This window comes from Streptomyces sp. MAR4 CNX-425 (assembly GCF_048656465.1).
Lineage (GTDB): Bacteria > Actinomycetota > Actinomycetes > Streptomycetales > Streptomycetaceae > Streptomyces.
The window spans coordinates 152,724-178,395 of sequence record NZ_JBMDLF010000002.1 but is presented as its reverse complement, the minus strand read 5'-3'; the positions used below and the strand labels follow the sequence as shown (position 1 = coordinate 178,395).

Below are 25,672 nucleotides of genomic sequence, written 5' to 3'. Positions count from 1 at the left end.
GAAGAGGGGGTACGCCGCCATGGCGAGCAAGATCATTCTCCTGCCCAGGGAGGTCGGGAGCCTCAGCCGCGGCCTGCCCCCGGCAGAGGTGCCGCCGCGGCCGGAGACGCTGTTCGTGCTGGGCACGAACGGCGGGATGAGCGTGGCACCGGACGCCGGCTTCACCCTGGTGTTCGGGCGCAACGAGCCGGAGGTGCACGTCTGCGTCGGCGGCGGCGACCGGCACGTCAGCCGCCGGCAGGGGCTCGTGACCCGGCAGTACGAGCGCTGGGTGCTGACCAACACCGGGAAGCGGCCGATCCGTTTCCCCGACTCCCGGCTGGTGCACGGCGGCGACCAGGCGTTTCTGCCCGCCGGCTACACCCCGCTGTTCGTCGTCTCGCCGCGCCAGGACCACCTGCTCGAGGTGCGGATCTCCGCGGGCCGGCCGGGCGGCGCGGGCGGCGGCCCGACCGTGCAGGAGGAGCCGACGCTCGGCGAGGAGCGCGACCTGGAGGAGGACGAGCTGCTGGTGCTCGTCTGTCTCGCGCAGCGCTATCTGCGCAACGACCCGCAGCCGCAGCCGCTGACGTGGTCCCAGGTCGCGTACGAGCTGACGACGCTGCAACCGGAGCGCCGCTGGACCGAGAAGCGTGCCGCGCACCTCGTCGCGGGCGTGCGGAAGAAGCTCAGCCGGGACGGGGTGCCGGGGCTGATGGCGAAGGACGTGCCGCCGCCCGTGGGGAACGCGCTGAACCACAACCTGATCACGGACCTGCTGGTCACCGCGACGATCGAGAAGAAGCACCTGCGGTTGCTGGGCGACTGAGGAGAGGGGCGGGGCCGCCGGTCGCCGGGGTGCGCGCGTCAGCCGGTGAGCGCGACGAGCCCCGCGGGCGTCGGCCGGAAGCCGCAGCGGTCGACGTAGAACGGGCGCAGCCCCTCCTCGAAGTCGACGTGCAGCCACGCGCACCCGGCCGCCCGCGCCCCGGCCACCGCCTCCGCGACGAGCCCGGCGCCGACGCCCGCGCGCCGCCGGGCCGCCGGCACCACCGTGTCCAGCAGGAAGGCGTGCGCGCCGCCGTCCCAGGCGACGTTGACGAAGCCGGCGAGGGCGGCGCCGTCGCGGGCGCACACCCAGCCGAGGCTGTGGCCGTGCAGCCGCGTGCGCCAGTCGGTGTCGCGGACCGGGTGCCGGAACCCGTCGGCGTGCAGGGCGTTGAGCTCCGCGTTGGCGAACGGGCCCCGCCACTCGTAGGTGATCGTCATGCGGCGAGCGTACGGTCACCGGCCGGCGCCGGGCGCCGTGGCGGTGACCGTACGCCGCGGGGAGCGGGGGCGGGGGCACCGGCCGTCAGAGCGTGGCGGCGCGGGCGGCCTCGGCCATCGCCCGGTACCCCGCGTCGCTCGGGTGCAGGTGGTCGCCGCTGTCGTACGCGGGCAGCAGCCGGTCCGGGTCGGCGGGGTCGGCCAGCACCCGGTCGAGGTCGACGACCTCGTCGTACGTCCCGGAGGTGCGGATCCACTCGTTGAGGGCGTCGCGCTTGGCCTCCCCGCGCTCGGTGTAGTACGGCGCGCCCTCGAACGGCACCAGGGTGGCGCCGACCACCGTCAGGCCCGCGGCGCGCGCCTGCCCGACGACGTCCCGGTGCGCCGCGATGAGCTGCTCCACCGACACGTCGGGGATCTGCCCGCCGGGGCGGCCGAGGCCGATGTCGTTGATGCCCTCCAGCACGACGACCGTGCCGACGGCGGGCTCGGCGAGGACGTCCGCCGCGAAGCGGTCCACGCCGCTCTCGCCCGTGCCCGGCGTGCCGGTGGTGATCATGTTGCCGCTGATCCCGTGGTTGAGGACGCTGCGCGGCCGGCCCTCGCGGACGAAGAGCTCCGCCAACTCGTCCGGATAGCGATTGTCGGCGTCCACCGTGGAGCCGAGGCCGTCGGTGATCGAGTCGCCGAAGGCGACCACGCCGTCGTCGCGGCAGTCGGCCGCGCACCGCACCCGGACCTCGGCGAGGAAGTACCAGGACCGGGACGTCCCGGTGAACGCCTCGCCGCCGACGTCCCCGGTGTGGTCGCCGGCCGCCCGGTAGCTGGTGGCCGAGGCCGTCTGGTAGTACGTCGCCGGGCCGGTGGGCTCGGCCAGGTACAGCGTGACGGTGAGCGACTCCAGGTCCGCGACCGGCAGGTCCACCGTGTCGCCGACGACCTCGCCGCCGGCCGGGACCGTCACCGACTCCGCCCCGCCGAAGGTCAGCCGCCGCACGCTGCCCGCCTCGACCGCCGCGCCGCCCGCCGAGCGCGCGACGGTGGCGGCGGCGACGGCGAGCGGGGCGGTGCCGTAGCGGTGCGAGAGCCCGATACGGGCGGCGTCGCCGCCCGCGCCGACGCGCACGACCTGGCGGAGCGTCCGGCGTTCGAACCCCTGCTGCGACCAGTTGGGGATGATCCCCGGCCCGGGCGGCTGCACCGAGGCGGACCAGCCGCCGTGCCAGGCGGGCCGGCCGGGCCGGTGGTCGCCCGGCGGGGCGGCCGCGGCGGAAGCGGGGGCGGCTGCCGCGGCGCCGGAGAGGGGGAGCACCGGTGCGGCCAGCAGCGCCGCCGCCGTGATCAGGGCCGCCAGCGGGCGGCGTACCGCGGTTCGTAACGCGCCGCGCGCCGGGGCGGGGGCCCGGCGGGTGGGCGGATGCGTCCGGTCGGTCATGGGAACGCTCCTTCGGCTTCGTGTCCTGGTTCCGGTCGGCCTCGCTCCCGTGCCGTGCCGTCGCCGCGGTACGCGCCGGCTCACCCACCTGTCACCGAGCGCACGCCGCCGTGGGGCGCGGCACACGCACGAACCTCGCGGGTACCACGGCACTACGTCCGCGCGGCGGCGTCCACCACGCCCCGCCGCACCGGGGTGTGAATCGGCCACGTACGAGGGGTGGGGCGGGGGAGGGGGGTGCCGGTGCGCGGTCGTAGGCTGCACGGGTGACTGGAAAGCTGTGGCAGATCGAGCCGTCCGGACCGCTGCGCGGTGACGTCACCGTGCGCGGGGCGAAGAACGCGGTCAGCAAGCACATGGTGGCCGCGATGCTGGGCGGCGGCCCGAGCACCATACGCAACGCGCCGGACGTCGGCGAGGTCGGCATCACCGCCCGGATGCTGGAGCACGTCGGCATGAAGGTCGAGCGCACCGACGGCGAGGTCACCGTCGTGCCCGGGCCGGTGGCGGACCCGAGCGTGGACAAGGCGTTCACCGGGCTCAACCGCATCCCGATCCTCCTGCTGGGCCCGCTGCTGCACCTGGCCGGCGAGGCGTTCGTGCCGATGGTCGGCGGCGACCCGATCGGCCGCCGGCCGGTGGACTTCCACCTGGACGCGCTGCGCCGGTTCGGCGCCGAGGTGGAGCTGGCCGAGGACGGCGTCCACGCCCGCGCCGGCCGGCTGCGCGGCACCCGGATCGACCTGCCGTACCCCAGCGTCGGCGCCACCGAGACGGTGCTGCTGACCGCCGTGCGGGCCGAGGGCCGCACGGTCATCCGCAACGCCGCGACCGAGCCGGAGATCGTCGAGCTGGCGCTGTTCCTGCAGCGGATGGGCGCGCGGATCTCCCTCTACCCGGACCGCCGCATCGTCGTCGAGGGCGTCGACGCGCTCGGCGGTGCCACCACCCGGCTCGGCGGGGACCGCATCGAGGCGTTCTCCTACCTGGTCGCCGGGCTGGTCACCGGGGGCGAGGTGCGGGTGCACGGCTGCCCGCAGGACCGGCTGGTCACGCCGATCACCACGCTGGCGCGGATGGGCGCCCGGTTCGAGATCACCGACGAGTGGATCACGGCGTCGGCGCCGGGGCCGCTGCGCCCCGCGGCCGTGCAGACCGAGACCCACCCGGGGTTCGCGACCGACTGGCAGACGCCGCTCATGGTGCTGTTCACGCAGGCCGAGGGGATGTCGGTGCTGCACGAGACGGTGTACGAGAACCGGCTGGCGTACGTGTCCGCGCTTCAGGGCATGGGCGCCGAGATCGAGGTGTACGACACCTGCCTGGGCGGCCCCGCCTGCCGCTACTACGACACGGGCGCGCTGCACTCCGCCGTCGTGCGCGGCGTCAGCGCCCTGCGCGGCGGGGACGTCACCATGCCCGACATCCGCGCCGGGTTCTCCGCCGTGCTGGCCGCGGCGGTCGCCACCGGCGGCTCGACGCTGCGCGGGGTGCACCACATCGAGCGCGGCTACCACCGGCCCGTCGAGCAGTTCCGCGCGCTCGGCCTGGAGCTGCGCAGCCGCGAGGAGTAGCGCGGGGCCCGGCAGCGTACGGGGCCGGTGTCCGGCCCGGAACCCGCCGTCGCTACGATCCGCGTCTGCGGCCGGGGGCACCGCCCCTGCGCGCGGACGACGCGAGAGTGACGACGGAGGGGACCGACGTGGAGTGGTGGTGGGTGGTGGCCGCCGTGCTGCTGGCCGGGGTGGGGGTGGTGGCCGCCGGCTTCCGGCAGGCCGACGACTCGCCGCGGCGGCTGTCGGGGCGCTCGCAGCGCGCGGCGCGCGGGCTGTCGGTGGTGCTGATCGGCGTCGCGGTGTTCTTCGGGCTGCTCGTGGCGGTGTCCAAGTTCCTGCTCACGACGGGGAACGGCGGGCTGTGAGGTTCGCCAGCATCTGCCGCTGGTGCCGGTGGCCGACCGTCTCGTAGCCGACGACGGTGACGAACGGGGCCAGCATCACGACCAGCAGGCACACCGCGACCGGCGTGCCGGCCGCGGCCAGCAGCACCGCCGCGCCCAGCACCGCCAGCGTCAGCGAGATCAGCAGCAGGTGGAAGCGGTCGCCGGCGGACAGCAGCAGGGTGTGCAGCAGGTAGACGACGAGCAGGTACAGGCCGACGGGCAGCGCCAGGGACAGCACCACGGCGACCGCGCCCACCTTCGCGTGGTGCTCCAGGTACAGCCCGGCCACGTGCAGCCCCGCGCCGGCGCCCGCGATGCCGGCGAACACGAGCATGTGGCCGTAGCCGAAGAGGTACCCGCGGGCGCGCCGGTGCACCAGGATGTCGCCGAAGGGCGTGGAGAAGTACACCCACCACATGCCGAAGGTCAGCCCCACCCCCGCCACCACGACGGCCACGGCGTTCGCCGTCCACTCCGTGCCGTGCGGGCCGCCGAGGAGGTCGCCCGAGGAGGCGACGGTGCCGACGACGCCCTCGCCCAGGGTGATGATCGCGAAGAGGCCGTACCGCTCGGCGACGTGGTGCGGGTGCCACGGCGTCCCGCCCGCGCCGCCCTGGGTGAGCACCGGCAGCAGCAGCTCCAGCACCGCGAACACCGCGAAGGCGACGATCACCGGCCCGAACGACAGCTTCGTGAACGCCACCGCGAGCCAGCCCGCCTGCGCGATCGCGGTCCAGCGGATGTTCGCCCTGCCCACCGCGCGGAACTCCGGGGACTCCCGGGCGGCCCGCCACCACTGCGCCACCATCGCGACCCGCATCACGACGTACCCGATCACCATCGCGCGGATCTCCAGGTGGTCGCCCTCCTCGACGGAGTGGAACATCGCCGGGAGGCCGAGCGCGAAGACGACGACGCCGATCATCTGCAGCATCGTCAGCGACCGGTAGAGCCAGTCGTCGGTGCCGAACGCGGACGCGAACCAGCTGAAGCTGATCCACGCGAGGGTGATCGCGAACATCGCCAGCGCGAACGCCACCACCGCCCGCCCGGCGTGGTCCCCGGCGACCATCTCGGCGAAGTACGACGCGGCGGTGCCGACGGCGACCACGAACGTCAGGTCGAACAGCAGCTCCAGCGGCGTGGCGGACCGGCCGCGCTCCGCCGGGTCGCGGCCCTTCATCGGCACCCGGCTGTGCGCCACCCGCCCGCCGCCGGCGCCGGCGGGGCGTTCGGATTCGGTCATGGCCCGTGATGATGCCCCATCGGCGGCGGTCACCGCGACCGTACTCACGGGCGGTCCGTGCGCACGGGGTCGGGCGCGTACGCCCCCGGCGGCGCCGCGCCGCGGACGCCGGCCGCCGGGGCAGCGGCCCCGGTCACCCGATTGCCGGGCAGCGCGCGTCGGGGCGGCGTCCGGCGGTGACGATGGCCGGGAGGGCGGTCTCGCAGTGAGGACGGGCGCGGCATGGTTCAGGGCTTCTCCAGCGAGCCGGGCACCCGGGGCCCGGTGGCCGGCGTCCCGCCCGCGGGGCTGCGGCGGATCAGGCTGTGGGCGGCCGCCATCGCGCTCGGCGGCTTCCTCTTCGGCTTCGACACCGGCGTCGTCTCCGGCGCCCTGCTCTATCTCAAGGACGACTTCGGCCTCAGCCCCCTCCAGCAGGGCACGGTCGTCAGCGTGCTGCTCGTCGGAGCGGTGGCGGGCGCCACGTCGGCCGGCCGGATCGCGGACCGGCTGGGCCGGCGGCGGACGCTGGGGCTGGTCGGGGCGGTGTTCCTGGCCGGCACGGCGATGGTGGCCCTCGCCGGCGGGTACGGGGTGCTGCTGGCCGGCCGGCTGGTGCTCGGGCTGGCGGTGGGCGCGGCGTCGGCCACCGTGCCGGTGTACCTGTCGGAGGTCTCGCCGACGGAGATCCGCGGGCGGCTGCTGACGCTGAACCAGCTGATGATCACGGTCGGCATCCTCGTCGCGTACCTCGTCAACCTCGCCTTCGCGCCCGCCGGGCTGTGGCGCGGGATGTTCGCCGCGGGCGCCGTCCCGGCGCTGCTCATGGTGGCGGCGGCGCTGTGGCTGCTGCCCGAGTCGCCGCAGTGGCTGATCGCCCGCGGCCGGGAGGACGAGGCGCGCCGCCTGATCGCCTCGGTCAGCTCCGCGGAGATCGCGGACCGGCTGGTGGCACGGATGGCGCGGCGGCTGGCCGAGGAGCGCGAGCAGAGCGCGAAGAGCGCCGGCGGGGACGCCGGCGGCGCCCGCGGGCTGCTCGCGTACGACGTGCGCCCGGCACTGGCCGTCGGGCTCACGCTGGCCGCCGTGCAGCAGTTCGGCGGCATCAACACGATCATCTACTACGCCCCCACGATCATCCAGCGGACCGGGCTGACCGCGTCCAACTCCATCTTCTACTCGGTGTTCATCGGCGTGATCAACGTGGTGATGACGCTGGTCGCGATCCGCGTGGTGGACCGGGCGGGCCGCCGCCCGCTGGTGCTCGTCTCGCTGGCCCTGATGGCGGTCACCCTCTTCCTGCTGGGCCTGTCGTTCGTGACCGGCATGACCCCGGTGCTGTCGCTGCTGTTCATGGTCGTCTACATCGCCGCGTACGCCGGCGGCCTCGGCCCGGTGTTCTGGACGCTGATCGGGGAGATCTTCCCGGCGGCGCTCCGCGCCGCGGGCTCCAGCGTGTCCACGGCGGTGAACTGGATCTCCAACTTCGCCGTCAGCCTCGCCTTCCTGCCGGTCGTGCACGCGCTCGGCCAGGGCGAGACGTTCTGGATCTTCGCGGCGATCTGCGTCGCCGCGTTCTTCTTCGTCGGCCGCTACGTGCCGGAGACCCGCGGCCGCGACCCGGAGCAGATCGAGTCGGCGCTGGCCGCCCGCTTCGGCCACCGGGGGCCCGCCGGCCGGGACGCGACCCCGCTGCGTCCCGGCGGGCCGGGACGGGCCGGCGAGCCGGGGGGACCGGACCACGGAAAGGGACACGCGGCATGAGCGGAACCCCCGGCGCCGGCGACGTCCTCGCCCCCTCCCGCCTCGAACCCTGCGATGCCCTCGTGCTCTTCGGGATCTCCGGCGACCTGGCCCGCAAGATGCTGCTGCCCGCGCTCTACCGCCTCACCGAGTCCGGGAAGCTCACCGTCCCCGTCGTCGGCGTCGCCGCCGGCGACTGGGACGACGACGCGCTGCGCCGGCACGCCCGGGCGGCGGTGGCCGCCGAGGTGCCGGACCTGGACGAGGAGGTCTTCGCGCGGCTGGCGTCGAGGCTGAGCGTCGTCACCGGCGACTTCACCGACGACGCCACCTTCGCGCGCCTCCGCGACGCCGTGTCCGGCCTCGGCTTCCTCGTTCACTACCTGGCCATCCCGCCGGACCTGTTCACCACCGTCGCCGCCGCCCTGGCCCGCGCGGGACTGCACCGCAACGCCCGGCTGGTGGTGGAGAAGCCCTTCGGGCACGACCGCGCGTCCGCCGAGCGGCTGCAGGCCGACCTCGGCGCCCACTTCGACGAGGGCCACCTGCTGCGCGTCGACCACTTCCTCGGCTCCGAGCCCGTCGAGGGGCTGATGGTCAGCCGGTTCGCCAACACCCTGCTCGCCCCGATCTGGAACCGCTCGTACGTCAGGAACGTGCAGATCTCCCTCGTCGAGGACTTCGACGTCGCCGGCCGCGGCTCCTTCTACGACCCCGTGGGCTGCCTGCGCGACGTCGTCCAGAACCACCTGCTCCAGGTGCTGGCGTTCCTGGCCATGGAGCCGCCGGACGTCGCCGACGCGCGGGCTCAGGGCCTGGAGAAGTGGCGGGTGCTGCACGCCACCCGCACCATCGACCCCGCGGACACCGTGCGCGGCCAGTACGAGGGCTATCCGGACGTGCCCGGCGTACGGCCGGGGTCCACCACCGAGACGTACTTCGCGGCCCGGGTCTTCATCGACAACTGGCGCTGGGCGGACGTGCCGTTCTACCTGCGCAGCGGCAAGGCGCTGGCCGTCTCCGCCACCGAGGTCGTGGTGGAGCTGCGCAAGCCGCCGCTGGAGCTGTTCCGGGGCGAGGGCGCGGAGTCGCCGCCGAACCTCATCCGCTTCCGCCTCGACGGCGACACCGGGATCAGGATCGACCTGCTGGTGCGCAAGCCCGAGGAGGGCAGGGACCCGTTCCCGGTGCCGATCGGCGTGGACTTCGCCAGGGTGCTGGGCCGCCAGGAGCTCCCGTACGAGAACATCCTCGACGGCGCGATCACGGGCCGCACCGAGTACTTCGCCTTCTTCCCCGCCGTCCTGGAGTCCTGGCGGATCGTCGGCCGCGTCCTCGACCCGGCGGACCCGCCGGAGCGCTACGCCCGGGGCAGCTGGGGGCCGGCGGCGGCCGCACGGCTCGCCGGCCCGGCCGGCTGGCACGACCCGGCGCCGCGCCTCTTCGACGACGTGGCGCCGGACGAGCGCCGCCCCCGGAGCCCCGGGACACACCGCGGGCACCATTGACACCGTCCCGAGCCCCGCTAGCCTCGTGTCACGACCGCAAGTGACAACGATGTCAGGCGCGTCGGGGGCGCGCCCACACCGCGAAGGGGCACCAACGATGGGCACCGCCGCACACCACCGCACCCCGCTCTCCCGGCGCCGCCTGCTGGCGGCCGCGGCCGCCACGTCCGCCGCCGGAGCCGGCGCCCTGGCCCGGGCCGCGCCCGCGCGCGCCCTGCCGGGCCCGGCCGGTCACCCCGCCTCCGCCGGGCGCGTACCCCCGGCGCCGCACGCGGCGCGCGAGATCCGCGCCGAGTTCCTGCACGCCTGGAACGGATACCGCGCCGCCGCCTGGGGCCACGACGAGGTACGGCCCGTCTCCGGCACCTCCCACGAGTTCTACGCCGAGGGTCACCCCGTGGGACTGTCGATCATCGAGGCCCTCGACACGCTCTACGTCATGGAGCTGGACGACGACCTCCGCGAGTCCGCCGACTGGCTGGAGCGGAACCTCGACTTCGACATCGACGCCGACTTCCACGTCTTCGAGTCGATCATCCGCGTCGTCGGCGGGCTGCTCGCCGGCCACCTGGTCACCGGCCGCCGCTCGCTGCTCGACCTGTGCGTCGACTTCACCGACCGGCTGCTGCCCGCGTTCACCAAGTCGCCCACCGGCATGCCGTACACCCGCGCCAACCTCCGCACCGGCGAGGTGCACGGCACCACCCCGCCGCTCGCCGAGATCGGCACGAACATCCTGGAGTTCGGGATGCTGTCGAAGCTCACCGGCGACGGCAAGTACTACGAGGCGGCCAAGCGCGCCTACCGCGCGGTGCTCGACCGGCGCTCCGCGCTCGACCTCCTCGGCACCCGGCTCGACGTCGAGACCGGCCGCTGGACCGACCCGACGGACCAGGGCCCCAACCCGCCCGTCGACTCCTTCTACGAGTACCTGTGGGGCGCCTGGGAACTCTTCGGCGACCGCGACTGCCTGCGCTGGTGGCGGCTGCTGAACGGCGCCATGACCGAGCACCTGGTGGAGGAGTGGGACGGCCATGTCTGGTACCGCCAGGTCGACTTCGCCACCGGCGAGACCACCGGCCGCCGCCAGTCCGAGCTGGCGTCGTTCTGGGGCGGCCTGGTCGCCAAGGGCGGCGACCGCCGGCTCGGCGAGGCGTACCACCGCTCGTGGGAGTCGGTCCTGCAGCGCTGGCCGGTGCTGCCCGAGGAGATCGACTACGCCACGATGACCCCGACCTCGGTCGGCAACCAGTTCCGGCCCGAGTACGTCAACGGCGCCTTCGACCTCTACTGGCTGACCGGGGACGACTTCTACCGCCGCACCGCGTGGCAGTACTTCGAGGGCATGCGGACGCACGCCCGCGTCCCGGGCGGCTACACGATCCTGGAGGACGTGACGTCCTCGCCGATGCGCCGGGGCGACCTCTTCCCCGCGTACGCCTTCGCGGAGAACTTCAAGTACCTGTACCTGATGTTCGCGCGCACCCGCCGCTTCGACGGCCGCGACTACGTGCTGTCGACGGAGGGCAAGATCCTGCGCGGCCTGCCCCGCCGGCGGTGAGCGCCGCCGGGGCCCGTCCCGGCGCGGGCGGGCCCCGGCGCACCGGCCGCGGGCCGGGGGCCGACGACGAGGTGGCGGCCGCCCGGCCCGTACGCGCCCCGGCTACGGCTTGCGCAGCCGCGCGAGGATGCCGTCGAGGTCCTGGCGGAACATCTCCGGGCGGAACACGTGCCCGCCGGGCTCCTCGCGCCACTCGTGCGGGATGCCGGCCCGGCCGAGCGCGCCGCGGAACTCCCGTTGCCCGGCGAGGACCTGGGTCTCGTTGGCGGTGTCGAACCAGTTCACCGGGTCGGGGCTGGTGCCGGCGACCAGGAAGACCCGCTTGCCGCGGTAGCTGTCCAGGCGCTCCACCGGGTTGTCGGCGCTGACCCGCGCCTCGTCCCACAGCGGCGCGCCGTAGACCGTGCCCCCGGCCAGCTCCACGGCCGCCGACGACAGGTTCGCCCAGTGCACGACCAGCCCGGCGTCCCGGCGCAGGCTCGCCGGGCCGGAGTGGGAGCTGACCGAGGCGAAGTGCGCGTAGTACTTGGCCGCGTACTTCAGCGCGCCGAAGCCGCCCATCGAGAACCCGCCGACGGCGCGGCCGTCGTACTCCGCGTACGTACGGAAGTGGGCGTCGACCCACGGCAGCAGCTGGGCGATGTGGAACGTCTCCCAGTCGCGCGGCCCGGCGTTCGACGAGACCGGGTTGGAGTACCAGCCGGCGTGCCCGCCGTCGGGCATCACGACGATGACGCGCCTGCCGGCGGTCAGCGCGCGGATACCGAGCCGGTCGAACTGGATGAAGTCCGCGTCGGTGCCGCCGCCGTGCAGCAGATAGAGCACCGGGTACCGGAGCCCGCTGTCGTGGTAGCCGTCGGGCAGCAGGACGTTGACGCCGGGGTCCCAGCCGATCGCGTCCGTCGCGAACCGGTAGTACCACATGCGCGGGTCGGACTCGTTGCGGTCGACGATGCGCAGGCCGAAGCCGTCGCCCGCGGCGGCGGCCGGCGCGGCCGCGGCGACGGCGCCGGCGCCGCCGGCGGCGAGCGCCGCCGTGAGGCCGCCCGCGGCCTTGAGCACACGTCGGCGGGTGGGACGGGTCTCGTTCACCATGACCTCCTGGGCCGTGTCGTTGCCTGGCCCGGGGCCGGGGTCCGCCGGCCCGGGCTCGTACGCTCCCGTGTCCGGGCAGGGAGCGTAGGCCGCGGACCGCCCGGCGGCGGGCGGGGCTTTCCGGCCTGGTCGAAAAGCCCACGGCGGCGCCCGGTCCGCCCGGTGTCCGCCCGGCGGCCGCGGAGCCCTCAGCCCGGTCCGCCGAGGAAGTGGAAGCCGGGCCGGGGGTGCATGAGGAAGCCGTGGTGCGAGATGTTCCACGCGTACGCGCCCGCCAGCGCGAACACCACCAGGTCCCCGGCCCGCAGCCCCGGCGCCTCGACCCCGCGCGCGAGCACGTCCTTCGGCGTGCACAGCTGCCCGGCCACCGTGACCGCAGCCCCGCGGGCCGCCGGCCGCGGCCAGGGGTGCGGCCACGGGCCGGGCGCCGGGTGGACCGTGCAGGGCTGGTCGTGGCCCTTCGCCGCCGGGGTACGCAGATGGTGGGTGCCGCCGCGGACCACGGCGAACTCCTCGCCGTGGCTCCGCTTGACGTCCAGCACCTCGGTCGCGTACCAGCCGCAGTACGCGGTCAGCGCCCGGCCCGGTTCGACGCGCAGCGTCAGCCCCGGGTGCTCCGCGGCCAGCCGGGCCAGCCCCGCGCCGTAGCCGCGCCAGTCGAACCGGCTTCCGGGGGCGGCGTAGTCGACGGCCATGCCGCCGCCGACGTTCACCTCCAGCCCGGACGGACCGAGCCCGGCCCGCGCCGCCAGCCGCAGCGCCCCGGCCACCACCGAGCGCGTCACCCCGAGCAGCCGCGCCGCGTCCAGCCCGCTGGCGAGGTGCGCGTGCACGCCGCGCAGCCGCAGCCGCGGGTACGTGCCCGCGGCGAGCAGCCGCGCGGCCTCCTCGGCGGCGGCCGGGTCGAGGCCGAAGGGGGAGGGGCGGCCGCCCATGGCCAGGGCGCTGCCCGCCAGCGCGCCGTCGGCGACCGGCAGGTTGACGCGCAGCAGCACGTCCGTCGCGGCCGCCGGGCCGCCGCCCGCGGTCAGCTCGCCGAGCATCCGCAGCTCGTGCAGGCTCTCGACGTGGATGCGGTGCACGCCCGCCGCGCGGGCCGCGGCCAGCTCCGCGGGCGTCTTGCCGGGCGCGCCGAACGCGAGGCGGCGGCCGGGCACCGCCGCGGCGACGTGGGCGAGTTCGCCGCCCGAGGAGACCTCGAAGCCGTCGGTGTACGGGGCGAGGGCGGCCAGGACGGCCGGTTCGGGGTTGGCCTTCGCGGCGTAGTACAGCTCGACGGACGCCGGCAGCGCGGCCCGTACCGCCGCCGCGTGGGCGCGCAGGGCGGCCAGGTCGTAGACGTACGCGGGCAGCTCCCCGGGCGCGAGGGAGCCGAGGAGGTCCAGCACGGCGGGGGTCGGCGCGGTCAACGGGGGCTCCGGCGGGACGGGCCGGGCTCCGGGGCGGCCAGCGGGTTCGGCAGGTGGGCGTAGCCCGCCTCGCGGTCGGCGCGGCGGCCCCACCGGGTCAGCAGGTTGGCCTTCGCGGGCAGCGGCGCCCCGGCGAGCAGGGCGCGCAGCAGGGGCGGGTCGCCGAGGTCGCGGGCGCAGTCGAGCAGGACGGCGCGCACCCGCGCCCACAGCGCCGCCTCGGCGTGCGGGTGCAGGTCGGCGAGCGCGGCGAGCAGGTCGGCGACGTGGTTGACCAGCAGGCAGTACACCACCCGGCGCCAGCCGCGGGCCGCGTCGTACGTCATCGGCCCCGCCACCGGGGCGGGCAGCGCGGCGAGGGCGGCGGCGTGCCGCTCGGGCAGCAGCTTGGTGCCCTCCAGGTCGCGGAAGACGACCTGGGCCGGCATGCCGTCGGCGTCGACGCCCAGCAGCACGTTCTGCAGGTGCGGCTCCAGCACCACACCGTGGTCGAAGTAGGCGGTGAGCACGGGCGGGAGGAGCAGCTGGAGATACGCGGACCACCAGTCCAGCGCCGTCCGCGGGCGGGCCGCGGCGGGCAGCCGGGAGACGTGCGCCGGGCCGGTCGGGTACTCGTCGGCGACGGCGGCGGCGAGCAGCGGGGTGACCCCGGGGCGCAGCACGCCGGACAGCCCCTCGCGCACGATCACCCCGAAGCCCTCGACCAGCGCCGGGTCCGGCGCGCCGGCCGGGCCGGGCAGCGCCAGGGTGCGGTACGCCGGTTCGCGCAGCAGGGCGGCGGCCCGGTGGCGGGCGGCGAGGGCGTCGAGCACCGGGCGCAGCAGCCGGGTCAGGGCGACCGCGCCCGCCAGCTCGTAGCGGGAGTTCTTGCGCACGCAGTTGGTGATGCGCACGTTGAGGCTGAACTTCAGGAAGCCGGTCCCGGTGTGCAGCGTGCGCACGGACGCGGTCGGGGTGCACGCCGGGCCGCCGGTGCCGAGGTCGAGCACGTCGCCGTGGCCGAGGGCGGCGCGCAGCGCCGGGTGGCCGGCGAGGAGTTCGTACTGCCAGGGGTGGACGGGCAGCAGCCGGTAGCCGTCGGGGACCGGGCGGAGCCGGTCCAGCGGGGCGGCGGCGCCGGGTTCGGCGGTCTCCTCGGCGGTCAGGTGGGCGCGTACGGCGAGGTGGCGCAGCGGGAACGCGACGCCGGCCTCGGGGGCGTACGCGGCCCAGGCGGCAGCGCCGCCGCCGCGGGCCTTGGGCGTGGGGTGGAAGCGGTGGCCGAGGGGCAGGGACTGCTCGGAGTCCATATACGCGGCCAGCGGCCCGGCGGCGGGGGGCGCGGGCCGCTCCCGTACGGCGGCCAGCGCGGCCTCCGTACCCCGGTGGCTCGACTCGACCTGCGCCAGGAACTCGTCGTTGCGGACCCCCGTGCGCGCCGTCAGCTCCTCCTGCACCCGCTCGGCCAGCCGCCGCCAGTCCACGTCCACCCAGTCGCCGTCGCGCCACTCGGCGACCGGGCCGCGGAAGCGGTGCGCGCCCAGCAGCGAGGTGCGGCGCAGGCCGACGCGCAGCAGGACACCCCGGCGGGGCAGCCGCAGCAGCAGCCGGCCGCCGTCGACGGTGGCGTGGTCCGCGGGCCCGCAGACCTCGCGCAGCAGGCAGTTGAGCAGGGTGTGCGCGACGGCCTCGGCGGCGGTCGGCGGCCCGGCGGGGACGGCGGCGGGAGCCGCGGCGGCGGGATCCGCGACGGCGGAGGCCGGGCGCGGGGTGGCGGGCGGGGCGGTGCGGGGCATCAGGGGTTCCAGCCGACGGACGGGTACGGGGCGGGGTCCGGCCGCGGCCCGGGGACGGCGGCGCGGAGGTAGTTCGGGCCGGTGGTGTAGTGCTTGTTGACGTCGGCCGCCCCCGAGCGCTCCTTGGACACGAGCGTCCCGGCGGTGACCATCGCCTTCACCGGCAGCCGCGCGGCGTCCAGCACGTGCGCGCGCAGCACGGCGCCGGGCTCGCCGGGCCCGGTGCCGAGCCGTTCGACGGCCTCGGCGAGCCGGTCGCGGACGAGGGCGAGCGCGGCCGCGAGCGGGGCGCGGCCGTGCCGGGCGAGGCCGAACGCGTACGCCCCGGCGCACAGATGGACGGTGATGGTGGCGAAGACGTCGGCCACCGGCCCGTCGCCGGCGCAGAGCGTCCGGGGGTCGGCGAAGTCGCCGGGGGCGGGCGCGGCGGGGCCGAGGGCCGCGCGCAGCCGGGCGTGGTGGATGCGCGGCCCGTCGTCGTCCTTGAGCAGCAGCCGGACGCGCGGGCGGCCGCCCGCGCCGCGGCCGGGCGCGTCGAGGACGAGCGAGATGTTCTGCTGGTGCGACTCCAGCGCGATGCCGTAGCCGAAGAGCGTGGTCTGGAAGTCGAAGAGGAGGGTGAGGACGTCGTCGAGAAGGGCGAGCGGGTCGCCGCCGTGGCAGCGGTCGGCGAGGTGGTCCACGACGAGCCGGCCGCCGGGCGCGGGCGCCAGCAGGGCCGCCAGCGGGACGACGAGGGAGCCGTCGAGCCCGGCGGGCTGGCGCCGGTACAGCACCGCGAGCAGCTCGTGGCCGGCGTGCGCGTAGCCGGTCTCGTCGGCGTGCAGCACGGTGCCGCGGAACCGCGGCTCGCGCCCGGTGACGGCCTCCAGCAGCCGCTGCACCGCCGCGCCGTCGGCGAGGGTGGCGGGCTTGACGGTGCGCCGGTTGCGCAGCCCGAGGGTGGCGGTGGCCAGCGGCAGCTTCAGGTGCAGCCGGGGGTCGGCGGCCGCGGCGACGGTACGCATCGACAGCGTCGGCACCACGTCGAGGTACGGCTCCGGGGCGAGCGCCGCCTCGTCGGCGAGGCCGGTGGCGCGCAGCGCGCCGGCGAGCGGGGCGCCGAGGGTCAGCGGGTGGACGGGCAGCGCCAGATGGGTGCGGTCGAGCGCGGCCGGCAGGCCGAGGGACGAGGGGGAGGGCCGGGCGGCGGCCGGGCCGGGCGGGCCGCCCGGGTCGCTCAGGGTGAGGGCGGCGCGCGGGAGCGCGAGCCAGCGCAGCGGGAAGCGGGGGTGGAACTCGGGGGCGTGGGGGCGCAGTTCGGCGGCCGTGAGCCCGGCGCGTCCGCGGGAGGCCGGGTACACGGGGTGGTCGAGGCGGGCGGCGAGCGTGTCGTACGCGAGGGTGCCGGCGTGCCCCGTCCACCGGGCCGGGTCCGGGCCGTACCGCCCGGTCAGCCGCGCCGCCGTCCCGCCCCAGGTGGCCGTGTGCAGCCGCGCGGCGGCCAGCGCCTCCCGGCACTCCGCGGCGAAGTCGGCGAAGCCGCCGCGGTCCTCGGGCGCGGCGTACCCGGCGAGGGCGTCCAGCACGGCGTCGAGCCCGGTGACCTCGGCGGTCCGGCCGCCGGCCTCCCGGAGCAGCAGCGGCAGGCGGGCGCCGTACGCGCCCTGGAAGCCGTCCGGCGCGACGGGCAGCAGCAGCGCCCCGGCCCCGGCGGGATCCGCCAGCCGCAGCCACCGCCCGTCCGCCCGGTCGTGCGCGGTCGTACGGGTGCGCAGCCCCGCCGCGTCCTCGCGCAGCAGCGCGCTCAGCACGCGCAGCGTCAGCTCCGCCTCCTCGCCGGCCCCGGCCCCGGCAGCCGCGCCGCTCACGGCGCGATCTCCCAGCGCTGCGCGGCCAGGAACTCCGCCACCACCCGGTCCACCCGCCGCTGGTCCGGGCCGACCGCGCGGGCGACGCCGAGGAAGTCGCGGTTGGTGCGGTGCAGCTCGTGCCGCTCGCCCACCGCGCGCAGCGGGCGGTACGTCAGCTCCACGCCGTCCACCACCAGGTCGGCCGGGCCCGGCGCGGCGGTCAGCGTGCCGGCGGCGCGGGCGCAGGGGTACGACAGCCGCGCCCGCCGGTCCGTACGCGCCCCCAGGTCCGCGGGCAGCGGCTCGCCGAGGTGGGTGCGCAGGATGTGCTCGAAGAGCGGGACGCCCAGCAGCCGGGCGAGCAGCAGGTCGCACTGGTCGCCGATGGCGCGGTAGTTGACCTCCACGAGCCGCGCCCGGCCCGCGTGCACCGTGAACTCGGTGTGGCAGGCGCCGAAGCCGACGCCGAGCGCGTCGAGCTGCGCGAGCACCTGGGCCGTGACGGAGCCGGGGTGGGCGGGCACGTAGGCCATGCGCTCCTCGACGAAGTGCGGCGGCGGCGACAGCTCGGTGTGGAAGCCGCCGAGCAGGTGGCGCACCCGCCCGTCGCCCAGCGTCTCCAGCGTGTGCAGCTCGCCGGGCAGGAACTCCTCGACCACCAGCGCCGCGCCCGGCCGCCGCGCCCGGATCTCCGCGCAGCGCCGCGGCAACTCGGCGGCGTCGGCGGCCAGCACCACGTCCTCGCTGGCGACGCCCTCGCGCGGCTTGACCACGCACGGGTACGGCACGTCCCGCCCGGCGAGCTCCGCGGGATCCGCGTCGGCGGGCAGCTCCGCCGCCCAGACCGGGTCCGCGCCGGCGGCGGCGAGGCGGCGGCGCATCTCCGCCTTGTCCTTGGTGGCGTGGGCGGCCCGCCAGCTCTTGGCGGGCAGGCCGAAGTAGCCGGCGGCGAGGGCGGCCTGGGTCTGCAGGTGGTCGCTGTTGGTGAAGACGGCGTCGGGCCGGTGGTGCGCCGAGACCCGGCTGATCACGGCGCGGAAGTCGCGTACGTCGCAGCCCAGGGTCTCCGGCTCCGGGGCGCGCCGCCGGTGCGCGTCGGGCTGGTCGGTGAGCACGGTGACGTCGAGGCCGAGGCGGCGCGCGGCGGGGAGGAAGCCGTCCTTGACCGAGTCGGTGGGGTTGCGCGCCAGCAGATATAACCGCACGGAATCCTGACCTGACACCTTCCTGGAAACACCCGCTGACCGCGGCCGAGGTAAGGGTTACCTTACTCTGTCGATCACCCGCCGGTGACCGGGGTACGGAAACGGGCCCGGCCCGCCCCGCGCGCGTACCGCCCGCTCCGCGCCGCCGTCCGCCCCGGTCCACGGACCGAAACGGGTTTGAGCCCGCGGCCGGGTCGGAACGAGACTGCGGGGGGAGCCTGCCGCGACGCGGTTCCACCGAATGCCCGCACGGCCGTCGCCAGGCGCTGACGAGTCACCGTTCGAAAGAGAGCCGCCGATGGCCACCGCCTCGCGACGCCGGCGTCTGTCGCTGTCCCTGATGTTCCTCATACCGGGCCTGTCGCTCTCCTCGTGGGTGACCCGTACCCCCGACGTCCGCGACGAGCTGGGCGCGTCCACCGCCGAGATGGGCCTGATCCTCTTCGGGCTGTCCGTCGGCTCCACGATCGGCATCACCAGCTCGGGGCCGCTGGTGGCCCGGATGGGCACCCGGCCGGTGATCGGCGGCGGCACGGTGCTGATCGCGCTCGGGGTCGCGGGGGTCGGGGCCGGGGCGCTCACCTCGTCGGCGGCCCTGGTCACCGCCGGGCTGTTCGTCTTCGGGCTGGGCGGCGGGTCCGGCGAGGTCGCGCTGAACGTGGAGGGCGCGGAGGTCGAGCGCCTCCTCGGCCGCTCCGTGATGACCACGCTGCACGGGTACTTCAGCCTCGGCACCGTGGTCGGCGCGAGCCTCGGCATGGCGGCCACGGCCGCCGGGTTCCCGGTCCAGTGGCATCTGCTGATCATGTCGGGCGTCGCGCTCGCCCTCTTCCTCGCGTCCTTCGGCGACATCCCGGCGGGCGTCGGCGGACAGGCGCACGGGTCCGGCGGCGACGCGGGCCCCGACGCGGCCGCGGAGACCGCGAAGGCGGCCGCGGGCGGCGGCCGGCCGCTGTGGAAGGACACCCGGCTGCTGCTGATCGGCGCGGTCGTCCTCGCCATGGCGCTCGCGGAGGGCGCGGCGACCGACTGGCTGCCGCTGCTCATGGTCGACGGGCACGACCTGGACGCGGCCCTGGGGTCGCTGGTGTACGTGGGCTTCGCCGGCGCCATGACCGTGGGCCGCTTCTGCGGCGCGTACTTCATCGACCGCTTCGGGCGCTTCCTCGTGATCCGGACCAGCGCGGTCTCCGCGGCGCTCGGGCTGGTCGTGGTGATCTTCGTCGACCACCCGGTGGCCGCCGGCGCGGCGGTCCTCTTCTGGGGCCTGGGCGCCTCGCTGGGGTTCCCGGTCGCGATCTCCGCCGCCGGCGACTCCGGCCCGAACGCCACGGCCCGGGTCAGCCTGGTGGCGATGATCGCGTACGGCGCCTTCCTGGTCGGCCCGCCCGGCCTCGGCTTCCTGGGCGACCACTTCGGGCTGCGCTCGGCGATGATCGCCGTCCTGGCGCTCGTCGCCACGGCGATCTTCCTCGCCCCCGCGGTCGGCGAGCGCCGCCCCGCGGTGGCGGACGTCAGGCACGACCCCGGCGCGCCGCGCGACCCCGGCGCGGCGCGCGAGACCGCGGGCGAGGAGGCCCCCGCCGACCGCGACCGCTGAGCCCCGCGCCCGGCCCGCCGCGCCGGACGGCGCGGGCCGGTCAGCGCAGGCCGAGCAGTGCCGCCAGCCGCCCGGCCGGGAGCGCGTGCCGGGTGCGGCCGTGCGGGCCGGTCGTCGTGACGGCGGCGAGCAGCGAGTCGAGCACCGCCTCCTCGACCGCGTCCATGACCCCCTCGAAGAGCGGGTCGAGAGCGGCGTCGGCCGGCGGCCGGGGGCCGGGACGTACGCCGAGGGCGATGGCGTAGTCGCCGCTCCCGTGCCCGTACGACGCGCCCGTTCTGGCCAGCGCGAAGACCGCCCGCCGCGCCACCCGGGTCAGCTGCCGGGCGTCCAGCGGCGCGTCGGTGGCCACGACGACCATGCAGGACCCCGCCTCCGGGGCGGCCGGCGGCCCGGGGACGCCGACGTCGGCGGGGGTGACCGCGCGGCCCAGAACGCGCAGCGTGCCGCCGAAGTTCGCCTGCACGAGCACGCCGGCGCAGGCGCTCCGCCCGCCGACGCGGACCAGCCGCGACGCGGTGCCCACGCCCGCCTTGAACCCCAGCGCCGCCACCCCCGTGCCCGCGCCCACGCACCCCTGGGCGACCGGTCCGCCGGCCGCCCCGTCCAGCGCGGCGCGCACGTGCCCGGCCCGTACCGGCCGGGCGCGGATGTCCGACAGCACGCCGTCGTTGCACTCGCCGACGACCGGGTTCAGGCTCGTCACATCCGCGCACGCGGGCCGCTCCAGCATCCAGCCGACCAGCGCGTCGGCGGCCCGGAACGCCGACAGCGTCGACGTGAGCAGCACCGGCGTCTCCAGCGCGCCCAGCTCCGCGAGCTGCGTGCTGCCGATCAGCTTCCCGTACCCGTTGCCGGCGAACACCCCCGCGGGCAGCGGCGCCCCCGGGTGCACCTCCCCGGGCACGACCGCCGTGACGCCGCTGTGCAGCAGCGGGGGCTCGCGCAGCGTGGTGTGGCCCACCCGCACGCCCGGCACGTCGGTGATCGCGCCGTACGGGCCGGGCGTGCCCCGGCCGACGACGATGCCCAGGTTGCGGGCGCGCGGCGGCGCCGCGGAGAGTCCGTCCATGGAGCGGCAGGCTACGCCCCCGCCGCCGGCGGCAGGTTCCACACCTGAAGCACCCCGGTGTTGCGGGACGCGGTGACGAAGCGCCGGCCGTCGGGGGAGACCGCCACCGCGGACAAAAAGCGGGACTCGGTCCGGATCGTACGGGCCGCGGCCGGCGGCGTGGCCGGGTCCCAGATGTGGGCGACGCCGCCGCTGCCGACGCTGACCACCCGGGAGTCGGGGGTGACGGCGACGTCCGCCACCGCCTCGCCGTGCGCGGTGACCTCCGCGCCGGCGGTCCTGCCGCTGCCGTCGAGTGCGGTGAGGTGCATCCGCCCGTCGACGCCGCCGCTGACCGCGCGGGTGCTGTCCGGGGTGACCGCCAGCCCGGTCACGACGGACCGGTGGGCGGCCACCGGGCCGCCCACGGGGGTGCCGTCGGCCAGGTCCCAGACCCGCAGGACGCCGTCCTCGCCGTCCTCGTGCCCGGCGCTGACGATCTTCCGGCCGTCCGGGGTCACCGCCACCCCGGCGACCAGCTCGTGCGCCCGGATCTCCGGCCCGGCCGGCGCCCCGGTCGCCAGGTCGAAGACGCGGACCGTGCCCTCGCCGCCGCCGGTGACGATCCTCCCGCCGTCCGGCGTGAGGGCGGCGTGCACGGACACCGGCACGCCCCACTCGCCGGTGTACCGGTGCGCGCCGAGCGGGCCGGTGACGGGCTCGCCGGTGCACAGGCGCCACGCGCCGGCCATGCTGTGGCCGGCGGCGACCACGTGCTCGCCGTCGGGCGTCACCGCGACCGACCCGAGCGCGTTCCCGTACGTGTCGATCTCGCGCAGCAGCCGCCACGGCGCCAGGCGCCAGACCCGCAGCAACCCGTCGTCGCTTCCGGAGACCACGTGGCGCCCGTCCGGCGTCATCGCCAGCGACCGGATCCCGCCGCGCTGCCGCGCGCGGGCGCCCGGCCTCGACAGCAGCCGTTCCCGCCACCCTGCCACGCCGTACTCCCCTCCTCGGGCACCACCGGATCTCCTTAAGGCGGCGGACGGACCGCCGCGGTCCGGACGCCGGCGCCACAGGCTGCCACGCGGCGCCGGGGACCCCTCCCGTGGTACGCGTCCACGCGTACGGCCCGGCGGCGCGCGCCCGGACGGTGCCGGGGCGCCGCCGGGCCGCGGGCCCGGGGCGTACGGTCAGTGGACGAGGACCAGTTCGGCGGCGATCACCACGTCGACGACCGCGCACCACTCGGCGAAGGTGGGCGACACGAGCCCGCCGAGCCTGCGCGCCCGCAGGTGGACGAGGTCCCAGACGCCGTGGCCCAGCCAGCCCGCCGCGACCAGGTACCGGCCGAGGTCCGCATCGGCGGCGAGCCCCGCCACCGCGAGCCCGCAGAAGACCACCGCGCCGGCGCACTGGAGCCCGAAGACCGCGCCGCCGTGCGGCGTGCCGCGGACTACCGCCTCGCCGGCGGTCTGGCGGAGCTGCGGTTCCGCAACGACGGCGCGGGCGCGCCGGTTCCGCCGGCCCGTACGCCCGCGGCGCCCGCGCGGGACGGCGCCCCGGCCCCCGCCCCTGGCCCGGCCGCCGTTCCGGATGCCGCCGGATCGGGCCTGCCCGGCCTCGCGGAGCGGCTCCGCGCGGCCGGCGGCGAGCTGAGGTGGCGCCGGGACGGCGACCGCTTCGAGGTCGTCGCCGCGCTGCCGGGACCGGCGAACGGGGCCCCGCGGTGATCCGGCTGCTGCTCGCCGACGACGAGGACCTGCTGCGCAGCGCGCTCGCCGCGCTGCTCGCGCTGGAGGACGACCTCGACGTGGTCGCCGAGGCGGCCACGGCCGCCGACGCGGTGCTGCTCGCCCGCGAACACCGCCCCGACATCGCCGTGCTCGACCTGGAGATGCCGCCCACCGACGGGCTGGTGGCCGCCGCGGAGATCCGCGCGGAGCTGCCCACCCAGGTCGTCATGGTCACCCGGCACGCCCGGCCCGCCGTGCTGCGCCGCGCGCTGGCCGCGGGCGTCCGCGGCTTCGTGCCCAAGACGACCCCCGCGGCCCGGCTCGCGGAGATCGTCCGGGACGTCGCCGCGGGCCGCCGGTACGTCGACCCGGACATCGCCGCCGCCGCGCTGACCGAGGACGACTGCCCGCTGAGCGACCGGGAGCTGGAGGTGCTGCGCGCGGCCCGCACCGGCGCGTCGGTGGCGGAGATCGCCGCCGAGGTGCACCTCGCGCCCGGCACGGTACGCAACTACCTCTCGGCGGCGATGGCCAAGCTGGGCGCGACGTCGCGGCACGCCGCCGCGCACCGGGCCTGGCAGCAGGGCTGGATCTGAGCGGACCGCCGTCCGTCGGGCGGCGCGCCGCTGTCCACGGCCCGTACCCGGCGGTGTACCGGGGCCCGAATTGGTCAAAGGAAGGCAAAATTTACGGGGATTGGTCCAGTCCTTTGTGTCCTGCCGGAGCGTGGGCGGGTCCGCCTCCCGCCCGGATTGGTACGGTCCGGCCCCCCACCCGTCACATTGACATGTTCGCGACCCGGGGCTGTCTTAGAGGTCTATACCGCACGATTCGCGTCCGACCACCCGAGCCCTCGGACGACCGGCGCGGGTGGACGTCGTCTTCCCCACAAGGAGAGCCGTGTCCGTGCAGAGAGCCGCACCCCTACGCCTCAGATCGTTTCCCGTGTCCCGCCGGCTGCTCGCCGTCATCGCCGTGCTGGCGCTGGCGCTCACCGGGCTCACCACCCTCGCCGCCCCGCCCGCCAGCGCCCAGGCCGGGCTGACCGCCACCTTCAGCAGCTCCGGCAGCGGCTCGTCGTGGACGGGCAAGTTCGTGGTCGCCAACGCCGGCAGCACCGCCGTGGAGAACTGGTCGCTGGAGTTCGACCTGCCGGACGGCGTGTCGATCAGCAACCACACCCACGGCACCGCGCAGATCGACGGCCGCCACGTCACCGTCACGCCCGCCTACTACAACGCCCGCGTCCCGGCCGGCCGCGACACCGAGCCCTACAGCTACACCTTCACCGGCAGCGGCCCGATGACCGCGCCCACCGGCTGCCTCATCAACGGCGAGAAGTGCGACGGCAGTCCGGCCGTGCCCCCCGAGGCCCCGGGCGGCGTCACCGTCGCCGACACCACCGCCCGTACCGTGACGCTGACGTGGAACGCGGCGCCGCGGGGCGACTTCCCCGTGACCTCGTACGAGGTCCTGCGCGGCGGCGCCGTCGTCGCGGCCAGCGCCACCACCCGGGCGACCGTCCGCGACCTGACGCCCGCCACCACCTACGAGTTCACCGTCCGCGCCAAGGACTCCCGCGGCAACGAGGGCCCGCCCAGCGCCCCCGTGACCGCGACCACCGTGGACCCGGCCACCGACCCGGTGCCGCCCACGGCGCCGGGGAACCTGCGGTCCACGGCGGTGACGTCCAGCACCGTGGAGCTGCGGTGGGACGCGGCGACCGACGACAAGCGCGTCGCCGCCTACGACGTCTACCGCGGCACCACCCTCGCCGCCAGCGTCCCCGCCGACACCCTGACCAGCACGCTGACCGGGCTGACGCCCGCGACGCGGTACGAGTTCACGGTCAAGGCGCGCGACGCCGCCGACAACCCGTCACCCGCCAGCAACACCCTGACCGTCACCACCGACGAGGCCGTCGGCGAGGGCGGCTACGCCAAGGTCGGCTACTTCGTGCAGTGGGGCATCTACGGCCGCCAGTACTTCGTCAAGAACCTCGACACCTCCGGCGCGGCCGCCAAGCTGGACGTCATCAACTACGCCTTCGCCAACATCGACCCGCAGAACCTCACCTGCCTCAACGGCGTCACCAAGGGCACCTCGCCCGACCCGCAGGACCCCAACCAGGGCGACGGCGCCGGCGACGCCGAGGCCGACTACGGCCGGGCCTTCCCCGCGAGCCAGTCGGTGGACGGCGTGGCCGACGACGGCTGGGGCAAGCTGCGCGGCAACTTCAACCAGCTGAAGAAGCTCAAGGCCAAGCATCCGCACCTGAAGATCCTCATCTCGCTGGGCGGCTGGACCTACTCCAAGTACTTCTCCGACGTCGCCAAGACGCCCGCCTCCCGGGAGAAGTTCGTCAAGTCCTGCATCGACATGTACATCAAGGGCGACCTGCCCGAGTACAACGGCGCCGGCGGCCCCGGCGTCGCGGCCGGCATCTTCGACGGCATCGACCTGGACTGGGAGTGGCCCGGCTCGCCCGACGGCCACCCCGGCAACCACTGGAGCCCCGAGGACAAGGCCAACAACACCGCGCTGATCGCCGAGTTCCGGCGGCAGCTCGACGCGCTGGGCGGCGACCACAAGCTGCTGACCGCCTTCACCCCCGCCGACCCCAAGAAGATCGACGCCGGCTGGGACCTGAAGGAGATCTTTAAGTACATGGACTTCGCGAACGTCCAGGGCTACGACTTCCACGGCTCCGGCAGCGACAACTCGTGGGAGCCCAACCGCACCGGCCACCAGGCCAACCTCTACCCGGACGCCCAGTCGCCGTACCCGAACGACTTCAGCATCGACGGCGCCGTGCAGCACTACCTCGACGCGGGCGTCAGCCCGCGCAAGCTGACCATCGGCTTCCCGTTCTACGGGCGCGGCTGGCAGCAGGTGGCCGACGGCTCCGCGAACGGCGAGTGGCAGAGCGCCAACGGGGCCGCGCCCGGCCAGTTCCAGGAGGAGGCCGGCACCCGCGGGTACGACAACCTCCTCGCGATGGTGCCGAACATGACCGTGCACCACGACACCCAGTCCGTGTCGACCTACGGGTACACCGGGCCGAACGGCCAGTGGTGGTCGTTCGACGACGTCTGGTCGATCGACCAGAAGACCGCCTACATCAGAGAGAAGGGACTGCTCGGCGGGATGGTCTGGGAGATGTCCGGTGACCTGGACAACGGCACCCTGTTCAACGCCCTGGACCGCGGCCTGCCGGGAGCGGCGGGCTATGTAGCACCGGACTCCCGCAAGTAGGGAGGGTTCCGTACGGTCCGCCACCGGCCGTACGGACCGGGCCCGGCCGCGG

Annotated in this window: 21 protein-coding genes; 10 read left to right on the top strand and 11 right to left on the bottom strand. The window is 76.0% G+C overall.

The annotated features are described in order from the left end of the window. The first annotated feature begins 19 nt into the window (after positions 1 to 19). The gene (locus tag ACHZ99_RS06155) at positions 20 to 808 is read left to right on the top strand and encodes a hypothetical protein (protein ID WP_420303347.1); all 789 of its coding nucleotides are present in this window, start codon (positions 20 to 22) and stop codon (positions 806 to 808) included. A 38-nt stretch (positions 809 to 846) separates the two neighbouring features. On the opposite strand, the gene ACHZ99_RS06150 is transcribed toward ACHZ99_RS06155, so the two are convergent. Beyond that, positions 847 to 1,248 carry a GNAT family N-acetyltransferase gene (locus ACHZ99_RS06150; RefSeq protein WP_420303346.1) on the bottom strand — a complete coding sequence of 134 codons (402 nt, stop codon included), beginning with the start codon at positions 1,246 to 1,248 and terminating at the stop codon, positions 847 to 849. A gap of 85 nt (positions 1,249 to 1,333) precedes the next feature. Continuing rightward, on the bottom strand, positions 1,334 to 2,683 hold the full coding sequence (locus ACHZ99_RS06145; protein WP_420303345.1) for an SGNH/GDSL hydrolase family protein: 1,350 nt from the start codon (positions 2,681 to 2,683) through the stop codon (positions 1,334 to 1,336). A 266-nt stretch (positions 2,684 to 2,949) separates the two neighbouring features. Between ACHZ99_RS06145 and murA the strand changes: the two genes are divergently transcribed. Beyond that, positions 2,950 to 4,257: a UDP-N-acetylglucosamine 1-carboxyvinyltransferase gene (murA, locus tag ACHZ99_RS06140; protein WP_420303344.1), complete on the top strand. Its 1,308-nt coding sequence runs from the start codon at positions 2,950 to 2,952 to the stop codon at positions 4,255 to 4,257. Between the two features lie 107 nt (positions 4,258 to 4,364). After that, positions 4,365 to 4,604 (top strand): hypothetical protein, encoded by a 240-nt coding sequence (locus ACHZ99_RS06135; protein ID WP_420303343.1) that lies wholly within the window; start codon positions 4,365 to 4,367, stop codon positions 4,602 to 4,604. Here the strand turns inward: ACHZ99_RS06135 and ACHZ99_RS06130 are convergent. After that, complete coding sequence (locus ACHZ99_RS06130) at positions 4,579 to 5,871, bottom strand: low temperature requirement protein A (RefSeq protein ID WP_420303342.1); 1,293 nt, start codon at positions 5,869 to 5,871, stop codon at positions 4,579 to 4,581. The genes ACHZ99_RS06135 and ACHZ99_RS06130 overlap by 26 nt on opposite strands. Before the next feature lie 222 nt (positions 5,872 to 6,093). Between ACHZ99_RS06130 and ACHZ99_RS06125 the strand changes: the two genes are divergently transcribed. The 3 genes from ACHZ99_RS06125 (at position 6,094) to ACHZ99_RS06115 (ending at position 10,662) form a co-directional block, all read left to right on the top strand. After that, the gene (locus tag ACHZ99_RS06125) at positions 6,094 to 7,614 is read left to right on the top strand and encodes a sugar porter family MFS transporter (RefSeq protein WP_420303341.1); all 1,521 of its coding nucleotides are present in this window, start codon (positions 6,094 to 6,096) and stop codon (positions 7,612 to 7,614) included. After that, complete coding sequence (gene zwf, locus ACHZ99_RS06120; protein WP_420303340.1) at positions 7,611 to 9,101, top strand: glucose-6-phosphate dehydrogenase; 1,491 nt, start codon at positions 7,611 to 7,613, stop codon at positions 9,099 to 9,101. The genes ACHZ99_RS06125 and zwf overlap by 4 nt, the downstream gene beginning before the upstream one ends. A gap of 97 nt (positions 9,102 to 9,198) precedes the next feature. Continuing rightward, entirely contained in the window at positions 9,199 to 10,662 is a 1,464-nt protein-coding gene (locus ACHZ99_RS06115; protein ID WP_420303339.1) for a glycoside hydrolase family 47 protein, read from the top strand. A 102-nt stretch (positions 10,663 to 10,764) separates the two neighbouring features. Here ACHZ99_RS06115 and ACHZ99_RS06110 read toward each other — a convergent pair whose 3' ends face one another. The 5 genes from ACHZ99_RS06110 to ACHZ99_RS06090 form a co-directional block, all read right to left on the bottom strand. Next, positions 10,765 to 11,757 carry an alpha/beta hydrolase gene (locus ACHZ99_RS06110; protein WP_420303338.1) on the bottom strand — a complete coding sequence of 331 codons (993 nt, stop codon included), beginning with the start codon at positions 11,755 to 11,757 and terminating at the stop codon, positions 10,765 to 10,767. A 188-nt stretch (positions 11,758 to 11,945) separates the two neighbouring features. Then, the gene (locus ACHZ99_RS06105) at positions 11,946 to 13,166 is read right to left on the bottom strand and encodes a type III PLP-dependent enzyme (RefSeq protein WP_420303337.1); all 1,221 of its coding nucleotides are present in this window, start codon (positions 13,164 to 13,166) and stop codon (positions 11,946 to 11,948) included. Then, positions 13,163 to 14,941, bottom strand: a complete 1,779-nt coding sequence (locus tag ACHZ99_RS06100; protein WP_420303336.1) for an IucA/IucC family protein — start codon at positions 14,939 to 14,941, stop codon at positions 13,163 to 13,165. Before ACHZ99_RS06100 ends, ACHZ99_RS06105 begins: the two co-directional genes overlap by 4 nt. Then, positions 14,941 to 16,791, bottom strand: coding sequence for an IucA/IucC family protein (locus tag ACHZ99_RS06095; RefSeq protein WP_420303335.1), 1,851 nt, complete (start codon positions 16,789 to 16,791; stop codon positions 14,941 to 14,943). The genes ACHZ99_RS06100 and ACHZ99_RS06095 overlap by 1 nt, the downstream gene beginning before the upstream one ends. Next, positions 16,788 to 17,978: an ATP-grasp domain-containing protein gene (locus ACHZ99_RS06090; RefSeq protein ID WP_420303334.1), complete on the bottom strand. Its 1,191-nt coding sequence runs from the start codon at positions 17,976 to 17,978 to the stop codon at positions 16,788 to 16,790. The genes ACHZ99_RS06095 and ACHZ99_RS06090 overlap by 4 nt, the downstream gene beginning before the upstream one ends. Positions 17,979 to 18,276: 298 nt before the next feature. Between ACHZ99_RS06090 and ACHZ99_RS06085 the strand changes: the two genes are divergently transcribed. Then, on the top strand, positions 18,277 to 19,578 hold the full coding sequence (locus ACHZ99_RS06085; RefSeq protein WP_420303333.1) for an MFS transporter: 1,302 nt from the start codon (positions 18,277 to 18,279) through the stop codon (positions 19,576 to 19,578). 40 nt (positions 19,579 to 19,618) lie between these two features. Here the strand turns inward: ACHZ99_RS06085 and ACHZ99_RS06080 are convergent, their stop codons facing one another. The 3 genes from ACHZ99_RS06080 to ACHZ99_RS06070 all read right to left on the bottom strand — a co-directional run bounded on the left by ACHZ99_RS06080 (position 19,619) and on the right by ACHZ99_RS06070 (position 22,032). Further along, entirely contained in the window at positions 19,619 to 20,650 is a 1,032-nt protein-coding gene (locus ACHZ99_RS06080) for a P1 family peptidase (protein WP_420303332.1), read from the bottom strand. Between the two features lie 11 nt (positions 20,651 to 20,661). Then, a complete protein-coding gene (locus ACHZ99_RS06075) occupies positions 20,662 to 21,627 on the bottom strand; it encodes a WD40 repeat domain-containing protein (protein ID WP_420303331.1) in 966 nt (321 codons plus the stop codon). A gap of 195 nt (positions 21,628 to 21,822) precedes the next feature. Beyond that, positions 21,823 to 22,032, bottom strand: coding sequence for a hypothetical protein (locus tag ACHZ99_RS06070; RefSeq protein WP_420303330.1), 210 nt, complete (start codon positions 22,030 to 22,032; stop codon positions 21,823 to 21,825). Positions 22,033 to 22,068: 36 nt separating this feature from the next. Between ACHZ99_RS06070 and ACHZ99_RS06065 the strand changes: the two genes are divergently transcribed. The 3 genes from ACHZ99_RS06065 (at position 22,069) to ACHZ99_RS06055 (ending at position 25,620) form a co-directional block, all read left to right on the top strand. After that, positions 22,069 to 22,362, top strand: coding sequence for a hypothetical protein (locus ACHZ99_RS06065; protein WP_420303329.1), 294 nt, complete (start codon positions 22,069 to 22,071; stop codon positions 22,360 to 22,362). Further along, positions 22,359 to 22,961 (top strand): response regulator, encoded by a 603-nt coding sequence (locus ACHZ99_RS06060; protein ID WP_420303328.1) that lies wholly within the window; start codon positions 22,359 to 22,361, stop codon positions 22,959 to 22,961. Before ACHZ99_RS06065 ends, ACHZ99_RS06060 begins: the two co-directional genes overlap by 4 nt. A 304-nt stretch (positions 22,962 to 23,265) precedes the next feature. Continuing rightward, positions 23,266 to 25,620: a glycosyl hydrolase family 18 protein gene (locus tag ACHZ99_RS06055; protein WP_420303327.1), complete on the top strand. Its 2,355-nt coding sequence runs from the start codon at positions 23,266 to 23,268 to the stop codon at positions 25,618 to 25,620. Positions 25,621 to 25,672: the final 52 nt, after the last annotated feature.

Excerpts from the sequence above, each read along its gene's own strand:
- ACHZ99_RS06155 (WP_420303347.1), top strand. The coding sequence starts at position 20 with ATGGCGAGCAAGATCATTCTCCTGCCCAGGGAGGTCGGGAGCCTCAGC.
- ACHZ99_RS06150 (WP_420303346.1), bottom strand. The coding sequence starts at position 1,248 with ATGACGATCACCTACGAGTGGCGGGGCCCGTTCGCCAACGCGGAGCTC.
- ACHZ99_RS06145 (WP_420303345.1), bottom strand. The coding sequence starts at position 2,683 with ATGACCGACCGGACGCATCCGCCCACCCGCCGGGCCCCCGCCCCGGCG.
- ACHZ99_RS06130 (WP_420303342.1), bottom strand. The coding sequence starts at position 5,871 with ATGACCGAATCCGAACGCCCCGCCGGCGCCGGCGGCGGGCGGGTGGCG.
- ACHZ99_RS06125 (WP_420303341.1), top strand. The coding sequence starts at position 6,094 with ATGGTTCAGGGCTTCTCCAGCGAGCCGGGCACCCGGGGCCCGGTGGCC.
- zwf (WP_420303340.1), top strand. The coding sequence starts at position 7,611 with ATGAGCGGAACCCCCGGCGCCGGCGACGTCCTCGCCCCCTCCCGCCTC.
- ACHZ99_RS06115 (WP_420303339.1), top strand. The coding sequence starts at position 9,199 with ATGGGCACCGCCGCACACCACCGCACCCCGCTCTCCCGGCGCCGCCTG.
- ACHZ99_RS06110 (WP_420303338.1), bottom strand. The coding sequence starts at position 11,757 with ATGGTGAACGAGACCCGTCCCACCCGCCGACGTGTGCTCAAGGCCGCG.
- ACHZ99_RS06100 (WP_420303336.1), bottom strand. The coding sequence starts at position 14,941 with ATGCCCCGCACCGCCCCGCCCGCCACCCCGCGCCCGGCCTCCGCCGTC.
- ACHZ99_RS06085 (WP_420303333.1), top strand. The coding sequence starts at position 18,277 with ATGGCCACCGCCTCGCGACGCCGGCGTCTGTCGCTGTCCCTGATGTTC.
- ACHZ99_RS06080 (WP_420303332.1), bottom strand. The coding sequence starts at position 20,650 with ATGGACGGACTCTCCGCGGCGCCGCCGCGCGCCCGCAACCTGGGCATC.